The following is a 21,544-nucleotide window of genomic DNA, read 5'->3' as shown; positions in this document are numbered from 1 at the left end:
CGCCATCCCGTGCAGGGCTGCACGGGGCGGACTGCCTTCTTACTTGGTGGCGCCTTGCAGGCGGAGCACGGCCTCGGCAATCTGCTCCATGCCGTCCACCTGGCGGATCGAGCCTTGCAGGGCATCCGCATCGACGATGACGATGCGCTGGTTCTTGACGGCATCCATGTGGCGGGTGACTGGATCCTGCTTCAGGAATTCCAGCTTCTTCAGGTAGTCGTCGGCAGGGAAGCGGCGACGGTCCATGCGGGCAATGATCAGAATGGAGGGGTTGGCCTTGGCAATGGTTTCCCAGCCCACGGTGGGCCATTCTTCGGTGGAGCCGACGACATTGCGCAGGCCCATGGACTGCATCATGTAACCGGCCACCCCGTTCTTGCCTGCCATGTAAGGGTCGGCCGCCAGATCGGAGCTGGAGAACCACAGCGCAGCCGACAGGTTCTGCAGTCCCGAGGCCTTGACCTTGGCGATGGCCTGGGCCTGGCGTGTGCCGAGGTCCTTGACCAGGCTGTCGCCGCGCGCCTGCACATCAAAGATCTGGGCCAGCTGGTGAATGCTTTTGTACAGCGACTTCACGTCGTAGCCGGCCGTGCGTGTGCCGTCCGATCCCACCAGGTTGTTCTTGCCTTCGCAATCGGTGGGCATGGCGTAGGTGGCGATGCGCAGGTCGTGGAATTGCTCGCGGGTGCCAACCACGCCGTCCTTGCCGACCATCCATTCGAACTGCGACACGACCAGCGCCGGGCGCTTGCCGATCACCGACTCGAAACTGGGAATGTTGTCGGACAGGCGCGGCACCTTGTCGTTGACGGCCTTGAAATGCGGCAGCACCGGGTTGAACCACAGTGCGGTGCCGGCCACCTTGTCGCCCAGGCCCAGCGCATACAGCATCTCGGTGCCGCCCTGGCCTATGGTGACGGCCGATGCGGGGGCCTTGTCAAAGGTGACGGTGTGGCCGCAGTTCTGCACCTGCAGGGGGTAGTCCGTGGCGTAGGCAGTGAAGGTGGCGGCCAGCAGGGCGGTGCAGGCAAGGCTTCGGATCAGCATCAGGCTCGTCTTTCCAGGATGGGCAAGGATCACTGGAAGACAAGGCACAACCCACGCTGTGCGTGCGGCCCCCTGGAGTGCCGGAACGACAGAGTCACGAGAAATGGCTCACTTCCCGGACACCCCGCCGGCAATGAATGGTTGGTGCTTGGGCAGGTCTCCTGACTGGCAGATCGGCGCCTCGCGACCACCTTCCCAAACTGGCGTTCAGTGGTGTGTCGGTCGCGGGCTCATTGCCTACAGTTGCGGGGGCAGTTCCATTTTGCGGGCGGCGCCAGGGGCGCGGTCTGCACTGGATTCCCTCATGCGGCCAGCGTGTGCCGGCGCATGTCCTTGCGGAACCAAAGTTCGGGTAATGTAGCTGATTTTGTAGCGGTACCCGCTGACGCAGCTTGTGTGCATAGCGGTTTCGAGTCTGGCATGACCCTGTCTTTGTCCCCGTCCTTGTCCCATCTGATTTCCATCCAGCCGGTCGAGCGCCTGCAGGAGGTGGACGGCTTTCTGCGCGACGCACGCGTGCAGATGTTCGGTGCACGTGTGTCTGCCCAGGACACGCCGGCGGACCTGCGGCATTTCGCGCAGGTATACGGGGACAGGGGCGGGCGGATGTGGGCGGCCCGTGATGCGCAGCACGCTGTGGTGGGCAGCATCGCCTACCGTGCCTACGATGGCCGGTTTGCGCAGCTGGATTTCGGGCCGCAGTCCGTGGTGGAGGTGGTGCGCCTGTTTGTGGCACCGGCGTGGCGGCGGCAAGGGCTGGCACAGGCGTTGTTCGCCACGCTGCAGGCCCATGCACAGGCCCACCGAGTCCAGGTGCTGTATCTGCACACCCACCCTTTTTTGCCGGGGGCGCTGGAGTTCTGGGAACGCAATGGGTTTGCGGTGCTGCAGCGCGAGGCCGAGCCGGTCTGGCAGACCATCCATATGCAGTGCCTGCTGCCGCCTGCGCTGCCCGCTCCAGTGTCCACTTAGCTGCCCCCGTTGCGCGAAGGGTGGGTTGCCGCTCCTATAATTTGCGCTTTGAACAGGAGCCCTGCATGGCACAGCCCATGCCGGGTGAAACGGGAAGTCCGGTGACCTTCGCCTTCGGGTGGGAAGCATTCCGGCGCAGCCCCCGCTGCTGTAAGCCTGACCGCCACACGTCGATGCCACTGGGTGCGCTACCTGGGAAGGCCGTGTGGGCGGTATGACGGCGAGCCAGAATACCGACCTGTTTGATTGCAGTGGTATGCCACGGGGTGTGGGCTGTTTGCTGACCGGCCCTTTCCACCTGCTTCTGGTGCGACCCAGGTCTGTCGCACGCACATCCTCCCCATCGCATGCTTTTTGTCGCGTGACAGCTCGGGGAGAGCATGGTTCAACCGTTCACACATCGGCATGCCCGGCGCATGCCTGTCCCAACGTCTGTGCAGGGCGTGCGCATGGCTGCGCGCTTCGCTGCAAAGGCCTTCATGGCACGGCCTGCCGGGCAAGGCGGACGTATTCACCCTCTGACCTGTGCCGCGCAGCGTCCGTTCGGCCTGGGCGCCCACTGCCGCATGGCCGCGTCGGGGCCTGCTGCTGCACTGCGCTCCCCTCGCGCCTGCACCTCTTTCACTGGCAGCGGGCACTGAGGCCGCAGCTTTCTTTTTTCTTCGGAGCACAGGAGTTTTTGACCATGAGTACGCACCACAAGATCCCCGCCACCATCGTTACCGGCTTTCTGGGCAGTGGCAAGACCACGCTGCTGCGCCACATTCTGCAAAACGCCAATGGCCGCCGTATTGCGGTGATCGTCAACGAGTTCGGCGAACTGGGGATCGATGGCGAGATTCTGCGTGGCTGCGGCATCGGCTGTGAAGACGAAGCCAACCCGCAAAGCGGTCAGCTCTACGAGCTGGCCAACGGCTGCATGTGCTGCACCGTGCAGGAAGAGTTCTACCCGGTCATGCGCCAGCTGATTGCGCGGCGCGACGATATTGACCACATCCTGATCGAAACCAGCGGGCTGGCACTGCCCAAGCCCCTGGTGCAGGCATTCAACTGGCCTGAAATCAAGAACGCCTGCACGGTGGACGCCGTGATCACGGTGGTGGATGTGCCGGCGACGGCTGCCGGACAGTTTGCGGCCAACCCGGCGGCCGTGGATGCCCAGCGCAAGCAGGATCCGAATCTGGACCACGAATCCCCGCTGCACGAGCTGTTTGAAGACCAGCTGATCTCGGCCGACCTGGTGGTGCTGAGCAAGCTGGACCTGGCCAGCGCGCAGGACCGCGCCAAGGTGGAGGCCATCGTGCGCGAGGAGGTGCCGGCCCAGGTGAAGATCGTGGCGGCCGAGCACGGCCAGATCGACCTGGGGGTGGTGCTGGGTCTGTCCAGTGCCTCGGAAGAGAGCATCCATGAGCGGGTGGGCCACCACGAGCATGGTGAAGGCGAGGAACACCACCACGACGCGCACGACCACGATGCGTTCGACTCCGTGGTGATCGAGCTGCCCGAGGTGGACCGGGATGCGCTGCTGGCATGCTTGGCCGACATCGTGGCCGAGAACACCGTCTACCGCGTCAAGGGCTTTGTGTCCCTGGAAGGCAAGCCCATGCGCCTGGTGATGCATGGCGTGGGCAAGCGCTTTGACAGCTATTTCGACCGCCGCTGGCGCGATGACGAGGCACGCAAGACCCACCTGGTCTTCATCGGCCATGATCTGGAAGAGGACCGCATCCGCGCCGCGTTGAACGGTCTGACCGCCGGAGCGCTCTGATGCATTTGCTCGCCGTCCAGCCCGGCGGCTTTGTCGATGACGAAGCCTTTGTCTCCAGCCTGGGCCAGTCGCCGGCCGATGTGGTGGTGCTCAGTGCGGCCGACACCACGCTGGCCCTGTTGGCCGAGGCCTATGGCCAGCTGCAGGCCAGCGCCGCGCAGCAGGGCCTGGAGCAGGGACGGGACGGCGAACGCCTGCCGACGGTGCGGCTGGCCAATCTGATGCATTTGCGCCAGCCGGCCTCGGTGGACCTGTATGTCGACGAGGTGCTGCAGCATGCCCGCGTGATCGTGATCGACCACCTGGGCGGCGAGAGCTACTGGCCCTATGGCACGGAGCGCATCCGCGAGGTGTGCCGCCAGAACGGCATTGTGCTGGTGATGTTTTCCGGCGATACGACGGAAGACCTGAACCTGCTGCAAAAAAGCACGGCCTCCGTGGAGCAATGCCGCAGCATCTGGCGCTATCTGCGCGAAGGCGGGCTGGCCAATGCGCGCGAGATGTTCCGCTATCTGTGGCACAGCTTTCTGAAGGGGGCGCAGCCAGCGTTGGCGCCCCGCGCGCTGCCGTCCGCTGCGGTCTACCATCCCGACCACGACGCGGCGACGGCCGCGCACTGGCTGGAGCCGGGGCCTTTGCAGTGGCAGGTGGGCGCGCCCGTGGTCATGGTGGTGTTCTACCGCGCGCACCTGCAGTCGGGCAATACGCAGGTGTTCCACCAGCTGTGCCAGCAGCTGCTGGCGCAGGGCATGAACCCGCTGCCGCTGGCGCTGCTGTCGCTCAAGGATGCGACCAGCCTGGCCCTGTTGCACCAGCTGTGCGGTGCGCACCAGGTGTCGCTGATCCTGAACACCACCTCGTTTGCGCAGTCGTCGCTGGAAACACCGGGCGACCATGCGCTGGCGGGCGATATTCCGGTGCTGCAGGTCATCATGTCCGGCAGCAACCAGCAAAGCTGGCTGGACGATGCGCACGGTCTGCAGCCGCGCGACATTGCCATGCATGTGGCGATGCCCGAGGTGGACGGCCGCATCATCACGCGGGCCATCAGCTTCAAAGGGCTGTCGCACCGCAGTGAGCTGACGCAGTCGGATGTGGTGCAGTACCAGGCCCATGCCGAGCGGCTGGATTTTGTGGTGGCGCTGGCGCAGCGCTGGTGCCGTTTGCGCCACAAAGCCAATCCCGACAAGCGCCTGGCCCTGATCCTGGCCAATTACCCCACGCAGGAAGGCCGTCTGGGCAACGGCGTGGGGCTGGATACGCCGGCTTCCGTCATCCACATCCTGCAGGCGCTGCAGCAGCAGGGCTATGTGCTGGACCAGATTCCCGCGGATGGCGATGCGTTGATGCAGCAGCTGCAGCAAGGCATTACCAACGATCCCGATTCCTGGAGTGTGCGGCCTGCACAGCAGAGCCTGGACCTGGCCGGCTACCAGGCATTCTTTGCCAGCCTGCCGCCGGAGAACCAGCAGGCCGTGGTGCAGCGCTGGGGCCCGCCCGAGTCCGACCCCATGCTGCGCCAGGGGCGCTTCATGGTGGCGGGACTGCGCTGCGGGCAGGTGTTTGTGGGCATTCAGCCGGCGCGCGGCTACCAGCTGGACCCCATGGCCAGCTACCACGACCCCGATCTGGTGCCGCCGCATTACTACCTGGCCTTCTACCACTGGCTGCGCAGCGCATGGCAGGCGGATGCCATGGTGCATGTGGGCAAGCACGGCAACCTGGAGTGGCTGCCGGGCAAAAGTGTGGCGCTGTCGCAGACCTGCTGGCCGGACCTGGCGTTTGGTCCCATGCCCCACCTGTACCCCTTCATCGTGAACGACCCGGGAGAGGGGGCGCAGGCCAAGCGCCGGGCGCAGGCGGTGATCGTGGACCACCTGATGCCGCCGTTGACGCGGGCCGAGAGTTATGGCCCCACGCGCGACCTGGAGCGCATGGTGGACGAGTACTACGAGGCGGTGACGCTGGACCGCCGGCGCGCCCAGCTGCTGCGCCAGCAGATTCTGGCGCATATCGTGCAGCACGATCTGCACCAGGACCTGGGGGTGGCTGCGCCCCGCACCGAGGCGGACGAGCAGCAGTTGCTGAACAAGACCGATGCCTATCTGTGCGAGCTCAAGGAAAGCCAGATCCGCGACGGACTGCATGTCTTCGGCCAGTCCCCGCAGGGGCGCCTGGAGCGGGATACCCTGCTGGCACTGGCCCGCCACCCGGTGGGCAACGGCCAGGGGGCGAACAACAGCCTGATCCGCGCCCTGGCGCACGATCTGTTGCCGGGCACGGTTTTCGATCCGCTGGATGCGGCCTGGGAACAACCCTGGACCGGGCCGCGCCCGCAGCAACTGGCGGCGGTGGACGGCCAGGCCTGGCGCCATGCGGGCGACACCCGCGAGCGGCTGGAACTGCTGGCGCTGCAGTTGCTGGAGCAGCCCGGGCTTTCCGGCATGGATCTGGAGGCGGGTTGGGAGCAGACCCGGCAGGTGCTGCAACGGGTGCAGCACGACCTGCGCGTGCGCTTGCAGGCCTGTGGCCCGCAGGAGATTCTGCAGCTGTGCCGGGGGCTGGAAGGCCGTTTTGTGCCGGCCGGTCCCAGCGGGGCGCCTTCGCGCGGCCGCCCGGACGTGCTGCCCACGGGGCGCAATTTCTTCTCGGTCGACACGCGCGCCGTGCCGACGCCCACCAGCTGGACGCTGGGGCTCAAATCCGCCCAGTTGCTGGTGGAGCGCTACACCCAGGAGCATGGCGACTACCCGCGTGCACTGGGCCTGTCGGTGTGGGGGACGGCCACTATGCGCACGGGAGGGGACGATATTGCCCAGGCCTTTGCCTTGCTGGGCGTGCGGCCCAAGTGGGCGGATGGCAGCTGGCGTGTCAGCGACTTCGAGGTGCTGCCCATGAGCGTGCTGGGCCGCCCGCGCGTGGATGTGACCCTGCGGGTGTCCGGCTTCTTCCGGGATGCCTTCACCAATGTGATCCGCCTGTTTGATGCCGCGGTGCAGAAAGTGGCCAGCCTGGAAGACGAGGATGCCGACACCAACCCCATTCGCGCACGGGTGCTGCAGGAGGCGGCCGAGCTGCAGGCGCAAGGCTTGAGCGAGGAGGTGGCCCGCCACCAGGCGGGGCTGCGCGTGTTCGGTGCCAAGCCGGGCAGCTATGGCGCGGGTCTGCAGGGGCTGATCGATGGCCGCAACTGGGACAGCGATGAAGACCTGGCCACGGCCTACCGGAACTGGGGGGCCTATGCCTATGGGCAGAAGGACGACGGGACGGCGCTGCCGGAGCGCTTTGTCCAGCGCCTGAGCGAGATCGAGCTGGTGGTGCACAACCAGGACAACCGCGAGCACGATCTGCTGGATTCGGACGATTACTACCAGTTTCAAGGCGGCATGGCCGCGGCGGTGCGGCATTTCCGCGGCCAGCAGCCGGCGCTGTACTTTGGCGACCATGCCAACCCGGATGCCCCGCGCATGCGCACGCTGCAGGAAGAAATCAGCCGGGTGGTGCGCGCCCGCGTCACCAACCCCAAGTGGATCGACGGCATCAAGCGCCATGGCTATAAAGGTGCGTTCGAGGTGGCTGCCACGGTGGACTATCTGTTTGCCTTTGACGCCACGGCCCGTGTGGTGCGCGACGACCAGTACGCGCGCGTGACCGATGCCTTTGTGGCGGATGCCGCCACGCGCGACTTTTTGCAGCAGCACAATCCCGCAGCCTTTCATGGCATGTGCGAGCGGCTGCTGGAGGCCATCCACCGGGGTCTGTGGGAAGACAGCGGGGACTACCAGGCACTGCTGGAGCAGCAGTTGCTGGCCGCAGAACAATTGTTGGAGAAGCGATGATCTCGTCCACCGAATCCGCCCCGTCCGTGCAGGCGGCGGGCTTTCCGTTCACTGCCATCGAGGGGCAGCCGCAGCTGCAGACGGCCTTGCTGCTGGCGGCCGTGGACCCGTTGCTGGGCGGCGTGCTGGTGGAAGGCCCGCGCGGGACGGCGAAGTCGACCAGTGCGCGGGCGCTGGCCGCCTTGCTGCCGGCCGGCCGCTTTGTGAACCTGCCGCTGGGGGCGACCGAGGAACAGCTGGCCGGGTCCCTGGACCTGGAAGCCGCGCTGCAGCGCAGTGCGGTGGTGTTCCGCCCAGGATTGCTGGCGCGTGCCCATGGCGGCATCCTGTATGTGGATGAGGTGAATCTGCTGGCCGATGCGCTGGTGGACCTGCTGCTGGACGTGAGCGCCAGCGGCATCAACCGGGTGGAGCGCGACGGCGTGTCGCACCAGCACGATGCGCGCATCACCCTGGTGGGTACCATGAACCCGGAAGAGGGCCAACTGCGCCCGCAGCTGCTGGACCGCTTTGGGCTGTTTGTGCGGCTGGAGAATGTGCCCAGTGCCGCGGTGCGCAAGGCCATTGTCAAGACGCGCATGGCGTTCGATGCCAGTCCGCAGGCCTTTGTGGAGCAGCACGCTGCGGCGCAATCCGATCTGGCGCAGCGGGTGAAGCTGGCGCGCGAGCGCGTGGCGGCTGTGGCGTGGACCGATGCCGTGCACGACGATGTCGCCCAGCGCTGCCAGGACGCTGGGGTGGAAGGGGTGCGGGCGGATCTGGTGATGCTGCGCGCGGCACGGGCCCATGCGGCGCTGCACGGCCGCAGTGCTGTCACGCCGGCAGATGTGCAAGCGGTGGCGGAACTGGCGCTGGCCCACCGGCGTACCCAGGCAGCGCCACCTGCATCGCCCCCATCGGGCGAGCCGGCGCAGCCACCGGCCTCCGAAGAACAGGCGCAGGCGCCGCCTCCGTCACCGGCGCCTGCCTCGCAGGCAGCCGGCGGTGCTCCGTCCGGCCAGTCCGGCAACGGGGCGGCACCATCGGCGGATCCGTCGCCGGACAATGGCACCCCGGCCGATGCCTGGGGCGCCATGCCGCCCCCCCAACTGGTGGCGATGAAGACGGTCAAGGCGCTGAAGCCTTTGCCGCCAAAAAAAGCCTGACGCGCTCCGCGGTGGCGGGACTGGCCGGAAAGGCCAAGGCGGGGCGCGGTGGCAATACCTCTCGCAAGGGGCGGCTGAACGGGGCGGCCGGGCGGCGTCTGGACTGGGTGTCCACGCTGGCCTCCAAGGGGGCCGGGACACTGCAGCCCGAGCACCTGCGCTTTCGCCGCCGGCCCGTGGGGAGCAAGACTTTGCACCTGGTATTGCTGGATCTGTCGGCGTCCATGCTGCGCGGGGAAAAGCTGGCCTGGGCCAAAGGGTGCTTGCTGGCCCTGACCGAACGGTTCTACCGCGATCGCGACGATATGGCGGTGATCGGCTTTGCGGGCGAACAGGCACGGTGGCTGCAGCCGCCGGCGAAAGCCAGAGCCTTCAATGCCGACTGGATTGCACCCTTGCGCGGCGGTGGTGGAACGCCGATCCAGCCTGCCGTCGATGCCGTGGAGGGCGCGCTGCGACGCTGCCCGCCCGGTACCCGGGCCACGGTCTGGCTGCTGACGGATGGGCGGTTTGACCCGCTGCCGGTGCGCCCCGAGGGGGTGGACCGTTGCTGCATCATCGACTTTGAAAATGATGCGGTGGCGCTGCGGCGTTGCCAGCGGCTGGCGGCGATGTGGCGCGGGGAGTGGGTACGAGCGGAGCTTTTTGCCAGCGCCGGCTGAGCGCCGCAGGCACTGGTGGTGGGCGCGGCAGTCCGTGGCCGTCGGAAAAAAGCGGTGATTTGCTGCGTTGCATCAGCGACGGCCGATACTGGGGTGGAGTTTTCAGGAGGGTGGCAGATATCGCGTAAAATCTGCGCTGATCCCAGGTGTTTCGCCGCGCACTGCGCGCAAGGAAATGAAACGAGAAGCAGGTGCGTGGTTCGCCACCATTCCTGCACTGCACCCGCAACGGTAATCAGAGAAATGGGGACGCCCGTCATTGCTTGCTGCAATGACAGCCACTGCGCAAGCGGGAAGGCGCGTCCAGCTGTCAACCCCCATGGGTTGAGCTCTGTAAGTCCGGAGACCGGCCTGGCGTGAACAAGGCGCAGCGGGAGTGCATGTGGCTTGATGGGCTCGCACATCCGCGCTGCCAATCACCTCCATCTTCCATCCCCTCTGCAGATTTCAATCGTCCGGCCCGGGTATCGGCCTGACCGACTGCGGATACAGCATGGCGCGAGAGCTTCTGGGTGTGACGGTGCAGGCAGCGGCTCTGGATGGGGGCGCTACGCACCATGGCTGATTCCATCAAGGTTCAGGGATGGTGCCCCACGGCATGGAAGCCCATGCGGTCGGAAGACGGTTGGATTGTCCGGGTTCGCCCGGTCTGCGCCTCCATCAGCGCGGCGCAGTGGGCCGCGCTGGCGGCTTGGGCGTTGTCCCTGGCGCATCCCCAGATCGAGCTGACCCGGCTGGGCAATGTGCAGCTGCGCGGGGTGGCGGATGCGGACCTGCCTGCGCTGCTGGCGCAGCTGGTCGCGGCCCGGCTGATTCCGGCGGATGCGGATGCCGATCTGGCGCCCCCCGTGCATTGCACCCCTTTTTACGAGACCCATGACCGGACCCACCAGCTCGCCATGCTATTGGGCCGTGCGGTGGTGGAGCGCTTGTGCCCCAGTGTGCTGGAGCGCCAGGGCATGGCCGCGCTGCCCAGCAAGTTCGGCTTGCTGGTGGACGATGCGGCGCGCAGCCTGTGCGGTGTGGCCTCCGATCTGCGGGTCTGGGCGGATGCCGGCGGCGGCTATGGCCTGGCATTGGGCGATGCCGCCGACTGGTACCGCTTTGGCGATGTGCAGCAGCTTGTCGATGCCGCGATCCACATGGCCACCTGGTTCGCCCGTGCGCGGATGGCGGTTTCCGGTAAACCGCCCACCCGGCTGCCGGCGCTGCTGTCGTCTTTGCCGCTGGATACGCTCTTGCAGGATGCAGTGCGCCAGGGCGCGCAGCCGCCCGCCCCAGCGCCGGTGCTGCCGGGCCCACTGGCACAAGGTTGGGTGCTGGGGGTGCCGCTGGGGCGCATCGATGCCCTGGCGATGCAGGCACTGGCGGCCAGCCTGGCGGCCGACACGGAAATCCGCGTCACGCCCTGGCGTTCGCTGCTGCTGATGTCGGCGGACGCGCCGTCGTGCATTGCCCGTCTGGATGCACAGCACTGGATGACCGATGCCGCGGATGCCCGCCTGCGGGTGTCGGCCTGCACCGGAAGCCCGCGCTGTGCGCAGGCCCATGTGCCGGCACAGGACATGGCGCTGCAGTTGGCGTCCCACGTGCCCGAGCGCGGGCATCTGCACGTCAGCGGCTGCGCCAAGTTCTGCGCGCTGTCGTCCGATGCCACCTCACTGATTTTTGCCAGCCCGTCCGCAACGGACGGGGTCTGGCTCCATGCCGGTTCTGCCGGGCAGCCTGACCGTCCCAGGGGCCAGTTCCCTTACCGGGCCGGGTCGGCACTGCCTGCAGAACTCCACACACTACTTCATGACCTACCACTATGAAATGCACGGTGAAGAGATTTACCGGCAATCGTTTCGCATCATCCGCAGCGAGGCCGATCTGGCCCGCTTCACGCCCCTGGAGGAGCGGGTGGCCTGCCGCATGATCCATGCCGCAGGCATGGTGAGCCTGGCCCAGGACATCCATTTCTCCGCAGATTTTGCGCAGGCCGCAGAAGCGGCACTTCAGCGCGGTGCCCCCATCCTGTGCGATGCGCGCATGGTCAGCGAAGGCATCACGCGCAAGCGCCTGCCTGCCGACAATGCCATCATCTGCACCTTGCAGGATGCCCGCACGCCCGGGCTGGCCCAGGCCATGGGCAATACCCGCAGTGCCGCCGCGCTGGAGCTGTGGCGCGAACACCTGGACGGCGCGGTGGTGGCCATCGGCAATGCGCCGACCGCGCTGTTCCACCTGCTGAACATGCTGGAGGACCCGGCATGCCCGCGTCCGGCAGCCATCATCGGCTGCCCCGTGGGCTTTGTGGGTGCTGCCGAGTCCAAGGATGCACTGCGCGCATGGGGACAGATTCCTTTCGCCATTGTGCAGGGGCGTCTGGGCGGTTCTGCCATCACGGTGGCTGCCGTCAACGCGCTGGCGACGGCGGTGGAGTGAAGCACGTGATGAACAGCGGCAAAATTATCTGCGTGGGCCTGGGCCCCGGTGATCCGGACATGATGAGCGTAAAGGCGGACCGTCTGCTGCGCAATGCGCGCCATGTCGCCTATTTCCGCAAGCGGGGCCACCCGGGCAAGGCCCGGCAGCTGGTCAACGGCATGCTGCATGCCGAGGTCACGGAGTACCCGATGGAGTACCCGCTGACCACCGAGATCCCGCACGACGACCCGCGCTATATCGCGCAGCTGTCGGATTTCTATCTGGGCTGGCAAGCGCGCCTGACCGAGCTGGCGCGCGGCGAGGATGTGATCGTGCTGTGCGAGGGCGATCCGTTTTTCTACGGCTCCTTCATGCACCTGTATGTGCGCTTGCAGCAGGAAGGCGTGGTGCCGGTCGAGGTGCTGCCCGGCATCCCCGGCATGGTGGGCTGTTGGCATGCCACGGGCATGCCCATGACCTGGGGCGACGATGTGATGAGCGTGCTGCCGGCCACCTTGCCCGATGAGCCGCTGCGCGCCCACATGGCCCGCTCGGATGCGCTGGTGATCATGAAGGTCGGCCGCCATCTGAACCGCATCCGTTCGCTGTTGACGGAGCAGGGCAAGCTGGACCAGGCGTGGCTGGTGATCAACGGAACCATGAGCGACGAGCAGGTGATGCCGCTGCGCGATGCGCCGGAGCGCTGCCCGTACTTTGCGATTGTGATCGTGCACGGCAATGGCCGCCGCCCCGCCAATGACATGTGAGCGCAGCCGCATGGAGATGGAAGCCACACAGAATGCGGGCAAGGGCGCCGGCACGGGGCAGTTGTGCGTGCTGGGCCTGGGGCCCGGCGATGCGGCGCTGCTGACGGAGCAGGCCCGGCAGTCGATTGCCGGTGCGAGCGATGCTTTTGGCTATTTCCCTTATGTGGAGCGGCTGAGCGGGCTGGAGCATGTGCGCCTGCATGCCAGCGACAACCGCGAAGAACTGGACCGCGCCCGCCAGGCGCTGAATGTGGCGGCCGAGGGCAGGAAGGTGCTGATGCTCTCGTCCGGCGACCCCGGCGTGTTTGCCATGGCCAGCGCCGTGTTCGAGGTGCTGGAAGGCGCCAGCCCCGAGGAGCAGCTGCGCTGGGAGGCCGTGGAGGTGGACGTGCAGCCCGGCATCACGGCCATGCTGGCGGCGGCCGCGAGATTGGGTGCTCCGCTGGGCCATGATTTCTGCACCATCAATCTGTCGGACAACCTCAAGCCAGCCGAAGTGATCGAGCGCCGGATCCGGCTGGCGGCACAGGCCGACTTTGCCATGGCGTTCTACAACCCCTGTTCCAAGTCGCGGCCCCAGGGCTTTGTGCGCGCTTTGAAGGTTTTGACCGCGCACTGCGAGCCCGAGCGCCTGATCTGCTTTGCGCGCAATGTCAGCCGGCCAGACGAGACCCTGCGGGTGTGCCAGTTGCAGCAGGTGACGCCGGACATGGCGGATATGCGCACGGTCGTCATCGTGGGCAACAGCCTGACTCGCCAGGTGGGTCGGCATGTTTACACGCCGCGCAGCTATGGAGCGCCGGCGCATGGCTGAAGGCGGCGCCCGCCGCTCAGCGCTGGCCGGCCAGCCAGTCCATGGCCTGCTGCGGCGTCTGGCACTGCGTGCGAGCGGGCAGCAGCGGGCGGTCCACCATGACCACGGGGATCTGCAGCGCCCGGGCGGCTTCGATCTTGGCGTAGGTATCAGCGCCGCCGGCGTTCTTGCTGACGATGCAGTCGACGGCATGGCGCTGGAGCAGGGCGATTTCGTCGGCCAGCGCAAACGGGCCGCGCGCCACCACCAGGTCGTAACTGGCGGCGGGCAGGGGCAGGGCCTCCTCTGGGCGGTCGACCACCCGCAGCACAAAGCGGTGCGTGTTGGCCTGGCCGGCAAAAGCGGCGAGCTGCTTGCGGCCGATGGCCAGAAACACATTGCGGCACTGCGGTGGCAGTGCCTGGGCCGCTGCCGCCATGTCGGCCACCGGCGTCCAGCGGTCCTGGGGCTGGGCGGACCAGGCGAGGCGCTCCATCGACAGCAGGGGAACGCCTGCCGCCGTGCAGGCTGCCAGGGCGTTGCGGCTCATCTGCGCGGCAAACGGGTGGGTGGCATCGATCACATGGCTGATGCGGTGCTGCTGCAGATAGTCCACCAGGCCCTGGACGCCGCCAAAACCACCCACGCGGGTGGGCAGGGGAGAGCTGCGCCGTCTCAGCGTGGCGCCGGCGTAGGAGTAGACGGCCGGAATGCCCGCTGCATGCAGCCGGGTGGACAGTGTGTAGGCATCAAAAGTGCCGCCTAACAGGAGAACTTGGGTCATGGCCTATCCGTGGCTTTCGATTATCGGGATTCATCCCTCGGGACTGCAGAGTCTGAGCGCTGCGGCCGTGCAGGACCTGGAGCAGGCCGCGGTGGTGTTCGGCAGCCCGCGGCATCTGGCGCTGGCCCAGGTGGGAGAGCGTGGCCGCGCATGGCCGGTGCCGTTCAGCGTGGCGCCGTTGCTGGAACTGCGCGGCCAGCAGAAGGTCGCCATGCTGGTGTCGGGGGATCCCTTTCACTTTGGTGGCGGAGCTTCGGTGGCGAGGCACCTGGAGCGCGGCGAGTGGCGCAACCATCCGCAGCCGTCGACATTTTCGTGGATTTCGGGCGAGCTGGGCTGGTCGCAGGAGCAGGTGCATTGCCTGGGCCTGCATGCCCGCAGCCTGGAGAGCCTGACGCCGTTGTTGGCGCAGGGCGAACGTTTTATCTGCCTGCTGCGGGATGCGCCGGCAGCGCACCGGCTGGCAGCCTGGCTGACCGGGCAGGACTGGGGCGAGAGCCCCCTGTGGCTGGTGTCGAATGCCGGCAGCGATGCGCAGACGGTGCGCACCGGCATGGCCAGCGTGCTGGCGCCGCAACTGATGGAGCAGCCGCTGGTGGCGCCTGTGGCGGCTGCTTTCGAGGCCCGTGGCGGGCAGGGTCTGCCGCAGGTGGCCGGCCGTGCATGCGATGCGTTTGCGCATGATGGGCAGATCACCAAAAGCCCGGTGCGGGCCATGACGCTGGCGGCGCTGGCCCCGCGCACGGGGGAGTGCCTGTGGGATTTGGGAGCCGGATCGGGTTCGGTTGCCGTGGAATGGTGTCTGGCCGGCGGCACGGCCGTGTGCGTGGAGCAGCATGCCGGGCGGGTGGCCAATATTGCCCACAACGCTGCGCGCTATGCCGTGGCACTGCAGGTGGTGCAGGGGGATTCCCTGGCTGCGCTGGCCAGCTTGCAACCCCAGCCGCAGGCCGTGTTCGTCGGTGGTGGTTTCACGCTGGAGCTTTTCCAGGCGCTGCGCGCGCGGCTGGCGCATCCCTGGCGTCTGGTGGTGAATGCCGTGGCGCTGGAAACCCAGGCCTTGCTGATGGAGCTGCACCGCAGCCATGGCGGTCAGCTGCTGCAGCTGCAGTGGAGCGAGGCCCGGCCGCTGGGCAGCATGCAGTCCTGGCATGCCGCCCGTCCGCTGGTGCAGTGGTCATGGAGCTGCCCGTGACGCACGCGATCCACGCCACCCACTGGTGCATGGGCTGGGGCTTCACGTCCGATGCCCAGCCGCAGTCGTTTGCAAACTGCTGGGAGCAGGTGGCACTGCCGCTGCCGCCACAAGGCATTTGCTGTGCGGTGCTGAAGACCCGGCTGGCCACCCCCGCGTGGCAGGCCTTGCAGCGCTGGGTGGCTGGTTGCTGGCCGCAGGTGCAGTGGCTGGTGGTGGACGCCGCCGAGATTGCGCACATCGTCACGCCGTCGATGTCGCCGCGCGTGGCACAGCGCTTTGGCACCGGCAGCGTGTGCGAAGCCCTGGCCCTGCATGCCGCGCAAACCCATGCCGCGCCCACCTCGGGCGAAGCTGCCGCAGGCGGCTTGCTGGTGCCCCGCATTGTTTCCGAAGACCGGTGCGCCACCTTGGCGATTGCCGCGGGCGGCCTGTCTTCCCCTCCCTTCCCAACCGGAGTTCATTCTTGACAGTTCACTTTATCGGCGCCGGTCCTGGCGCTGCCGATCTGATTACCGTGCGCGGGCGCGATCTGCTGGCGTCCTGCCCGGTCTGCCTGTATGCGGGTTCGCTGGTGCCGACCGAGCTGCTGGCGCATTGCCCGCCAGGGGTGCGCCTGGTCAATACGGCGCCGCTGTCGCTGGAAGAGATCGTGGCCGAGATGCAGCAGGCCCATGCACAAGGGCAGGATGTGGCGCGCCTGCATTCGGGCGACCTGAGCATCTGGTCGGCCATGGGCGAGCAGTTGCGCAGCCTGCGGGCGCTGGAGATTCCCTATACCGTCACGCCCGGCGTGCCGGCTTTCAGCGCGGTGGCGGCGGCGCTGGAAGCGGAGCTGACCTTGCCGGGGTCCTGCCAGTCGGTGGTGCTGACGCGCACTTCGGGCCGGGCGTCGAGCATGCCCAGCGGCGAAACGCTGGCGGCCTTTGCGGCCACGGGTGCCGTGCTGGCGATCCACCTGTCGGTGCATGTGGCCGAGGAGGTACAGCGGGAATTGCTGCAGCACTATGGCGCGGACTGCCCGGCGGCCATTGTGTGGCGCGCTTCCTGGCCGGACGAGCTGATTGTGCGCACCCGGGTGGGCGAACTGGCCGCAGCGGCGCAGAGCAATGCCCTGCAACGCAGCGCGCTGATGCTGGTGGGCCCCAGCTTGAGCCAGCAGGACTTCGGCCTGAGCCGCCTGTATGCCAACGATTACGACCGCCGTTACCGCCCGCGCGGCGATGAGCCCCGCTTTCCGGTGGGCACCGAGGGGGCCTGATGCTGCAGCTGTTTCTGGTGGGCATCGGCACGGGCAACCCCGGGCACCTGACGCGCGAAGCGGAACATGCGATCCGTGGGGCCGATCTGATTCTGTTGCCGCACAAGGAAGACAACAAGGCCGAGCTGGCGGAGGTGCGCCTGGCGCTGTTGCAGGAGCTGTCCATCAGCGACGCGCGCATAGCGCACTTCGACATGCCGCTGCGCCGGCAGCAGGGCGAGGACTATGGCTGCCAGGTGGACGAGTGGCATGACGCGATTGCCCGGCGCTGGCAGGACTGCCTGCATGCCCATCTGCCGGCGGGCACGGGCCGCGTGGCCTTGCTGGTCTGGGGGGATCCTGCGCTGTATGACAGCACGCTGCGGATTGCGTCCCGCCTGGGGCTGGGCTCCGGGCAGGTGCAGGTGGTGCCGGGCATCACGTCGATGCAGGTGCTGTGCAGCGCGCATGGCATTGCGCTCAATGCCATCGGCGCGCCCTTCCAGGTGACCACCGGCCGCCAGCTGCGCGAGAACGGCTGGCCGCAGGGTGTGGATACCCTGGTCGTGATGCTGGACGGCCAGTGTTCCTACGAGCAGGTGACGGAGCCGGGCGCCGTGATCTACTGGGGGGCGTACCTGGGGATGCCGCAGCAGATCCTGCTGCAGGGGCCACTGGCCGCCATGAAGCAGGTCATCAGCAGCAGGCGCCAGCAGGCGCGCCAGGAGCACGGCTGGATCATGGACATCTACCTGCTGCGCAGGGACGGTGCGGTGGCGGCGGATGAGGTGCGCTCCGCAGGCTGATGCCGCGCCCGCAAGGACGGCCCGCCGTCCCTGCGGCATGGAGCATGCGCTGAAGCAGGCGTTGAAAACCCCATCCTTCCGCAGTGCCCGGGACTTGGCCGACAATCCGGGGCTTCCAGAAAATACGCAGGATAGAGCGAATGAGTGCAGTCCCCACTACCGAACAGACCCCGACCGACTGGGCCGCATGGAGCCGTGAAGCGGTGGAGATGATGGTGGCGCGCAATGCTGAATGGCCGCGCAAGCTGGGCCTGGTGGGGGCGCCCGAGTACCGCTGGGACCTGGATTCCGCCACCCTGGTGCTGCAGGGGCCGCTGCACGAGGTGGTGGCCACGGTGTGCCTGGTGGGCACCACCAGCGAGGCCGAAGGCAGCTTTCTGTGGAGCTGGGGCAACGAGGCGATTCCCAAGCAGCACGGCGAAGCGCTGGAAGTGGTGCACGACTTTGGCCGCGCCAACGGCCTGGCGCTGCTGACCACGCCCCGCATCACCGGCGGCCGCCCCGAAGCCACCGAGTGCCTGTGCATTGCAGCCCGCCTGCAGCGCGCGATGGGCACTTTCATCGACCAACAGGGCGATGTGACGCTGTACTTCACCATCCTGCATGCCCAGCTGGCGCCGATGGACGACGAGCCACTGCCGAATTGAGCCAGCAGGCAGGGCCTGCAACGGGACACAAAAAAGCGCCCCTGGAGGGCGCTTTTTTGTGGCGGGCAAGGCCCCGGCGGGAGCTGGGAACTGCCTTCATGGATCCTGGGGGCACTGGATCCATTGATCCAGCGACCCAGAGATCACCGCTTGGCCAGATCACTTCTTCAGGTCAAAGCGGTCCAGGTCCATGACCTTGGCCCAGGCGGCGACGAAGTCCCGGTAGAACTTCTGCTCGTTGCCCTTTTCCGCATAGACCTCGGCCAGCGCGCGCAGGATGGAGTTGCTGCCGAACACCAGGTCCACGCGGCTGCCGGTCCACTTGGGGGCGCCGCTCTTGCGGTCCACGCCTTCGTAATGGCCGTCCGGCGTGGCTTTCCACTGCGTGCCCATGTCCAGCAGGTTGACGAAGAAGTCGTTCGTCAGCTTGCCGGGGGTCTGGGTCAGCACGCCGGTGCTGCTGCCGTCGGTGTTGATGTTGATGCTGCGCAGGCCACCGATCAGCACGGTCAGCTCTGGTGCTGTCAAGGTCAGCAACTGGGCCTTGTCGATCAGCAGTGCTTCCGCCGGCGCGGCAAACTGGCCTTGCAGGTGGTTGCGGAAGCCGTCGGCCTTGGGTTCCAGGTACTTGATCGAATCGGTATCGGTCTGCTCGGCAGTGGCATCGCCGCGGCCGGGGTGGAAGGGCACGGTGACCTTCACGCCGGCATCGGCAGCGGCCTGTTCGACACCGGCGTTACCAGCGAGCACGATCAGGTCGGCCAGCGAGATGCGCTTGTCGCCGTCCGCGGCCTTGTTGAACTCGCGCTGGATTTCCTCGAGCTTGCCGAGCACCCTGGCCAGTTGCTCCGGGTTGTTGGCGGCCCAGTCCTTTTGCGGGGCCAGGCGGATGCGGGCACCGTTGGCTCCGCCGCGCTTGTCCGAGCCGCGGAAGGTCGAGGCCGAAGCCCAGGCCGTACCCACCAGTTGCGATACCGTCAGGCCCGAGGCCAGCAGCTTGGACTTGAGGGCGGCGATGTCGGCGTCGTTCACCAGCGGGTGCTTGACGGCGGGGATCACGTCCTGCCAGATCAGCTCTTCCTTCGGCACTTCGGGGCCCAGGTAGCGGGCACGCGGGCCCATGTCACGGTGGGTCAGCTTGAACCAGGCGCGGGCAAAGGCTTCGGCGAATGCCTGCGGGTTCTCCAGGAAGCGGCGCGAGATCTTTTCGTAGGCGGGATCCAGGCGCAGCGACAGGTCGGTTGTCAGCATGGTGGGCTTCTTGTTGGGCCCGCCGTGCGCGTCGGGGATGACATCGCCAGCGTCCTTGGCGACCCACTGGATGGCGCCGGCCGGGCTCTTTTCCTGGACCCATTCGAACTTGAACAGGTTTTCGAAGAAGAAGTTGCTCCACTGCGCGGGAGTCTGGGTCCAGGTCACTTCCAGGCCGGAGGTGATGGCGTCACGGCCCGAGCCGGATTGGTAGCTGCTGTGCCAGCCCAGTCCTTGTGCTTCCAGTGCGCCTGCTTCGGGATCGGCTCCCACGTGGCTTGCCGGGCCGGCGCCGTGGGTCTTGCCGAAGGTGTGGCCGCCGGCGATCAGGGCCACGGTTTCTTCATCGTCCATCGCCATGCGGGCGAAGGTGTCGCGAATGTCGCGGGCTGCGGAGATGGGGTCGCCATTGCCGTCCGGACCTTCGGGGTTTACATAGATCAGGCCCATCTGCACGGCGGCCAGCGGGTTTTCCAGGTCGCGGTCACCGCTGTAGCGGCTGTTGGGCTTGTCGCTGGTGGCCAGCCATTCCTTCTCGGCGCCCCAGTACACGTCCTGGTCGGGTTCCCAGCTGTCGACCCGGCCACCGGCAAAACCGAAGGTGCGAAAGCCCATGGTTTCCAGGGCGACGTTGCCGGTCAGGATCATCAGGTCGGCCCAGGACAGCTTGTTGCCGTACTTCTGCTTGATGGGCCACAGCAGGCGCCGCGACTTGTCGATGTTGACGTTGTCGGGCCAGCTGTTCAGCGGGGCAAAGCGCTGCTGACCCCGGCCTGCACCCCCGCGGCCGTCCTGCACGCGGTAGGTGCCGGCGGCATGCCATGCCATGCGGATGAACTGCGGGCCGTAGTGGCCGAAGTCGGCAGGCCACCAGTCCTGCGAATCGGTCATCAGCGTGCGCAGATCACGTTTGACGGCTTCATAGTCCAGTTTCTTGAATTCGTCGGCGTAGTGGAAGTCCTCGCCCATGGGATTGCTCTTGGCGGAGTGCTGGTTCAGCAGGTCCACACGCAACTGATTGGGCCACCAATCTTTGTTGCTGGCGCCACCACCTTCCGCAACGGTGCCGCTGTTGGCGGCATGGAAGGGGCACTTGGATTCTGTGGTCATGGGGTTCTCCGTTTCAACGTGACTGGGACGGCAGATACCTAAAGGCATTAGCAATCGATTTTGTTAATTCAATAGTTGTTTGCTATTGAATGAGTCTATTATCCGTGCCGCTGATGGCAGGAACAAGGCTGTTGCGATTGAAAAAATGCAAACCCACCATAGCGGCTTGTGTTCTGCCGGGCTTGATGCTGCACAAGGTGGCGGCGGATGGGAAGGGGGTAAGCCACCTGCCGGGTCGGAATAGGGGCACCAGCCAGCCTGGAGATGGGTGAGCGGGGAGGCATGGCCCGACCATGTCAGGCGTCCCTTGCGGTGCATGGCGTGGCGGGGATCATCCTGACATGCAATGCCGTCGGCTGCGTGGTACTATGGATTTAATAGCTTCTTGCGCTTCTGTGGTGCCATGAAGCTGCCAATTTCACTTGAAGCCCATGACTGCATTGCCTTATCTCTACCTTGCCTCGCAAAGCCCGCGCCGCAGCCAGTTGCTGGAGCAGATAGGGGTGCGCCATGTCTTGCTGCTGCCCAATGTGCAGGGCGATGTGGCCGAGGATGCCGAGGCCATCGAGGCCTTGCTGCCCGGTGAAACCCCGCGTGACTATGTGGTGCGTGTCACCGGCCTGAAACTTGACGCTGCCGTGGCACGCCATGCGCGCCGGCAGCTGGCGCAGGCGCCGATTCTGTGTTCGGACACCACGGTGGCCCTGGGCACGCAGATTCTGGGCAAGCCGGCTGATGCGGCCGACGCGGCCCGGATGCTGCGCCAGCTGGCCGGCCAGACGCACGAGGTGCTGACTGCCGTGGCGTTGCAGGACGGTGGGCAGCGGCGGGCTGCGCTGTCCATTTCGCAGGTCACGTTCGCGGCCATGACGGACGCGCAGATCGCTGCCTATGTGGCCAGCGGCGAGCCCAGGGGCAAGGCCGGCAGCTACGGCATCCAGGGGCTGGCTGCGGCGCATGTGGCGCACATGGCGGGCAGCTATTCGGGCATCATGGGTCTGCCGGTGTACGAGACCGCACAGCTGCTGCGGCAGGCGGGCTGGCCGCTCTGAACGGCACGATGGCGCATTGTTTGAGATTGGCTGCAGCGTCTGGCACATGGCCGGTGC

At 66.7% G+C, this 21,544-nt stretch carries 18 protein-coding genes and 3 riboswitches; of the genes, 15 read left to right on the top strand and 3 right to left on the bottom strand.

Annotated elements, in window-relative coordinates:
* Positions 1–39: 39 nt before the first annotated feature.
* Positions 40–1,047 carry an ABC transporter substrate-binding protein gene (locus B3349_RS11670; RefSeq protein ID WP_291588773.1) on the bottom strand — a complete coding sequence of 336 codons (1,008 nt, stop codon included), beginning with the start codon at positions 1,045–1,047 and terminating at the stop codon, positions 40–42.
* Positions 1,048–1,181: 134 nt separating this feature from the next.
* A riboswitch (cobalamin riboswitch) is annotated at positions 1,182–1,408 on the bottom strand.
* Between the two features lie 59 nt (positions 1,409–1,467).
* Here B3349_RS11670 and B3349_RS11665 point away from each other — a divergent pair.
* From B3349_RS11665 to cobJ, 9 genes are all read left to right on the top strand, one after another.
* On the top strand, positions 1,468–2,019 hold the full coding sequence (locus B3349_RS11665) for a GNAT family N-acetyltransferase (protein ID WP_291588771.1): 552 nt from the start codon (positions 1,468–1,470) through the stop codon (positions 2,017–2,019).
* 37 nt (positions 2,020–2,056) lie between these two features.
* Positions 2,057–2,275, top strand: a riboswitch (cobalamin riboswitch).
* Positions 2,276–2,704: 429 nt separating this feature from the next.
* Positions 2,705–3,787, top strand: a complete 1,083-nt coding sequence (gene cobW / locus B3349_RS11660) for a cobalamin biosynthesis protein CobW (RefSeq protein WP_291588769.1) — start codon at positions 2,705–2,707, stop codon at positions 3,785–3,787.
* The gene (gene cobN, locus B3349_RS11655) at positions 3,787–7,626 is read left to right on the top strand and encodes a cobaltochelatase subunit CobN (protein ID WP_291588767.1); all 3,840 of its coding nucleotides are present in this window, start codon (positions 3,787–3,789) and stop codon (positions 7,624–7,626) included. The genes cobW and cobN overlap by 1 nt, the downstream gene beginning before the upstream one ends.
* Positions 7,623–8,771 carry a magnesium chelatase ATPase subunit I gene (locus B3349_RS11650; RefSeq protein WP_291588765.1) on the top strand — a complete coding sequence of 383 codons (1,149 nt, stop codon included), beginning with the start codon at positions 7,623–7,625 and terminating at the stop codon, positions 8,769–8,771. The genes cobN and B3349_RS11650 overlap by 4 nt, the downstream gene beginning before the upstream one ends.
* A gap of 11 nt (positions 8,772–8,782) precedes the next feature.
* On the top strand, positions 8,783–9,433 hold the full coding sequence (locus B3349_RS11645; RefSeq protein WP_291588763.1) for a vWA domain-containing protein: 651 nt from the start codon (positions 8,783–8,785) through the stop codon (positions 9,431–9,433).
* Between the two features lie 127 nt (positions 9,434–9,560).
* Positions 9,561–9,802: riboswitch (cobalamin riboswitch) on the top strand.
* A 188-nt stretch (positions 9,803–9,990) separates the two neighbouring features.
* Positions 9,991–11,247: a ferredoxin-like domain-containing protein gene (locus tag B3349_RS11640; RefSeq protein WP_291588761.1), complete on the top strand. Its 1,257-nt coding sequence runs from the start codon at positions 9,991–9,993 to the stop codon at positions 11,245–11,247.
* Positions 11,231–11,860: a precorrin-8X methylmutase gene (locus B3349_RS11635; RefSeq protein ID WP_291588759.1), complete on the top strand. Its 630-nt coding sequence runs from the start codon at positions 11,231–11,233 to the stop codon at positions 11,858–11,860. The genes B3349_RS11640 and B3349_RS11635 overlap by 17 nt, the downstream gene beginning before the upstream one ends.
* 8 nt (positions 11,861–11,868) lie before the next feature.
* Complete coding sequence (cobI, locus tag B3349_RS11630) at positions 11,869–12,609, top strand: precorrin-2 C(20)-methyltransferase (RefSeq protein ID WP_291588757.1); 741 nt, start codon at positions 11,869–11,871, stop codon at positions 12,607–12,609.
* 10 nt (positions 12,610–12,619) lie between these two features.
* Positions 12,620–13,423 carry a precorrin-3B C(17)-methyltransferase gene (gene cobJ, locus B3349_RS11625; RefSeq protein WP_291588756.1) on the top strand — a complete coding sequence of 268 codons (804 nt, stop codon included), beginning with the start codon at positions 12,620–12,622 and terminating at the stop codon, positions 13,421–13,423.
* Positions 13,424–13,439: 16 nt separating this feature from the next.
* Here cobJ and B3349_RS11620 read toward each other — a convergent pair whose 3' ends face one another.
* On the bottom strand, positions 13,440–14,186 hold the full coding sequence (locus tag B3349_RS11620) for a cobalt-precorrin-6A reductase (RefSeq protein ID WP_291588754.1): 747 nt from the start codon (positions 14,184–14,186) through the stop codon (positions 13,440–13,442).
* On the opposite strand from B3349_RS11620, the gene cbiT reads away from it, so the two are divergent.
* The 5 genes from cbiT (at position 14,185) to B3349_RS11595 (ending at position 18,074) form a co-directional block, all read left to right on the top strand.
* Positions 14,185–15,381, top strand: coding sequence for a precorrin-6Y C5,15-methyltransferase (decarboxylating) subunit CbiT (gene cbiT, locus B3349_RS11615; RefSeq protein WP_291588752.1), 1,197 nt, complete (start codon positions 14,185–14,187; stop codon positions 15,379–15,381). The genes B3349_RS11620 and cbiT overlap by 2 nt on opposite strands.
* Positions 15,378–15,851: a cobalamin biosynthesis protein gene (locus tag B3349_RS11610; RefSeq protein WP_291588750.1), complete on the top strand. Its 474-nt coding sequence runs from the start codon at positions 15,378–15,380 to the stop codon at positions 15,849–15,851. Before cbiT ends, B3349_RS11610 begins: the two co-directional genes overlap by 4 nt.
* On the top strand, positions 15,848–16,642 hold the full coding sequence (cobM, locus tag B3349_RS11605) for a precorrin-4 C(11)-methyltransferase (protein ID WP_291588748.1): 795 nt from the start codon (positions 15,848–15,850) through the stop codon (positions 16,640–16,642). The genes B3349_RS11610 and cobM overlap by 4 nt, the downstream gene beginning before the upstream one ends.
* Complete coding sequence (cobF, locus tag B3349_RS11600) at positions 16,642–17,427, top strand: precorrin-6A synthase (deacetylating) (protein ID WP_291588746.1); 786 nt, start codon at positions 16,642–16,644, stop codon at positions 17,425–17,427. Before cobM ends, cobF begins: the two co-directional genes overlap by 1 nt.
* 140 nt (positions 17,428–17,567) lie before the next feature.
* Complete coding sequence (locus B3349_RS11595; RefSeq protein ID WP_291588744.1) at positions 17,568–18,074, top strand: DUF6882 domain-containing protein; 507 nt, start codon at positions 17,568–17,570, stop codon at positions 18,072–18,074.
* Between the two features lie 159 nt (positions 18,075–18,233).
* Here B3349_RS11595 and katG read toward each other — a convergent pair whose 3' ends face one another.
* Positions 18,234–20,435 carry a catalase/peroxidase HPI gene (katG, locus tag B3349_RS11590; protein WP_291588742.1) on the bottom strand — a complete coding sequence of 734 codons (2,202 nt, stop codon included), beginning with the start codon at positions 20,433–20,435 and terminating at the stop codon, positions 18,234–18,236.
* 431 nt (positions 20,436–20,866) lie between these two features.
* Here katG and B3349_RS11585 point away from each other — a divergent pair, with 431 nt between their 5' ends.
* Positions 20,867–21,487: a Maf family protein gene (locus tag B3349_RS11585; protein WP_291588740.1), complete on the top strand. Its 621-nt coding sequence runs from the start codon at positions 20,867–20,869 to the stop codon at positions 21,485–21,487.
* The last annotated feature ends 57 nt before the right edge of the window (positions 21,488–21,544 follow it).

Source organism: Comamonas sp. UBA7528, from assembly GCF_002479375.1.
Lineage (GTDB): Bacteria > Pseudomonadota > Gammaproteobacteria > Burkholderiales > Burkholderiaceae_C > Comamonas.
Note: the sequence above shows the minus strand (reverse complement) of the source record. Positions and strands in the feature narration are given on the sequence as shown.

Coding starts and splice junctions, on each gene's coding strand:
- cobI (WP_291588757.1), top strand. CDS start 11,869: ATGAACAGCGGCAAAATTATCTGCGTGGGCCTGGGCCCCGGTGATCCG.
- B3349_RS11665 (WP_291588771.1), top strand. CDS start 1,468: ATGACCCTGTCTTTGTCCCCGTCCTTGTCCCATCTGATTTCCATCCAG.
- cbiT (WP_291588752.1), top strand. CDS start 14,185: ATGGCCTATCCGTGGCTTTCGATTATCGGGATTCATCCCTCGGGACTG.
- B3349_RS11585 (WP_291588740.1), top strand. CDS start 20,867: ATGACTGCATTGCCTTATCTCTACCTTGCCTCGCAAAGCCCGCGCCGC.
- B3349_RS11620 (WP_291588754.1), bottom strand. CDS start 14,186: ATGACCCAAGTTCTCCTGTTAGGCGGCACTTTTGATGCCTACACACTG.
- B3349_RS11635 (WP_291588759.1), top strand. CDS start 11,231: ATGACCTACCACTATGAAATGCACGGTGAAGAGATTTACCGGCAATCG.
- cobN (WP_291588767.1), top strand. CDS start 3,787: ATGCATTTGCTCGCCGTCCAGCCCGGCGGCTTTGTCGATGACGAAGCC.
- cobF (WP_291588746.1), top strand. CDS start 16,642: ATGCTGCAGCTGTTTCTGGTGGGCATCGGCACGGGCAACCCCGGGCAC.
- B3349_RS11650 (WP_291588765.1), top strand. CDS start 7,623: ATGATCTCGTCCACCGAATCCGCCCCGTCCGTGCAGGCGGCGGGCTTT.
- cobJ (WP_291588756.1), top strand. CDS start 12,620: ATGGAGATGGAAGCCACACAGAATGCGGGCAAGGGCGCCGGCACGGGG.
- B3349_RS11595 (WP_291588744.1), top strand. CDS start 17,568: ATGAGTGCAGTCCCCACTACCGAACAGACCCCGACCGACTGGGCCGCA.
- cobW (WP_291588769.1), top strand. CDS start 2,705: ATGAGTACGCACCACAAGATCCCCGCCACCATCGTTACCGGCTTTCTG.
- katG (WP_291588742.1), bottom strand. CDS start 20,435: ATGACCACAGAATCCAAGTGCCCCTTCCATGCCGCCAACAGCGGCACC.
- B3349_RS11640 (WP_291588761.1), top strand. CDS start 9,991: ATGGCTGATTCCATCAAGGTTCAGGGATGGTGCCCCACGGCATGGAAG.
- B3349_RS11670 (WP_291588773.1), bottom strand. CDS start 1,047: ATGCTGATCCGAAGCCTTGCCTGCACCGCCCTGCTGGCCGCCACCTTC.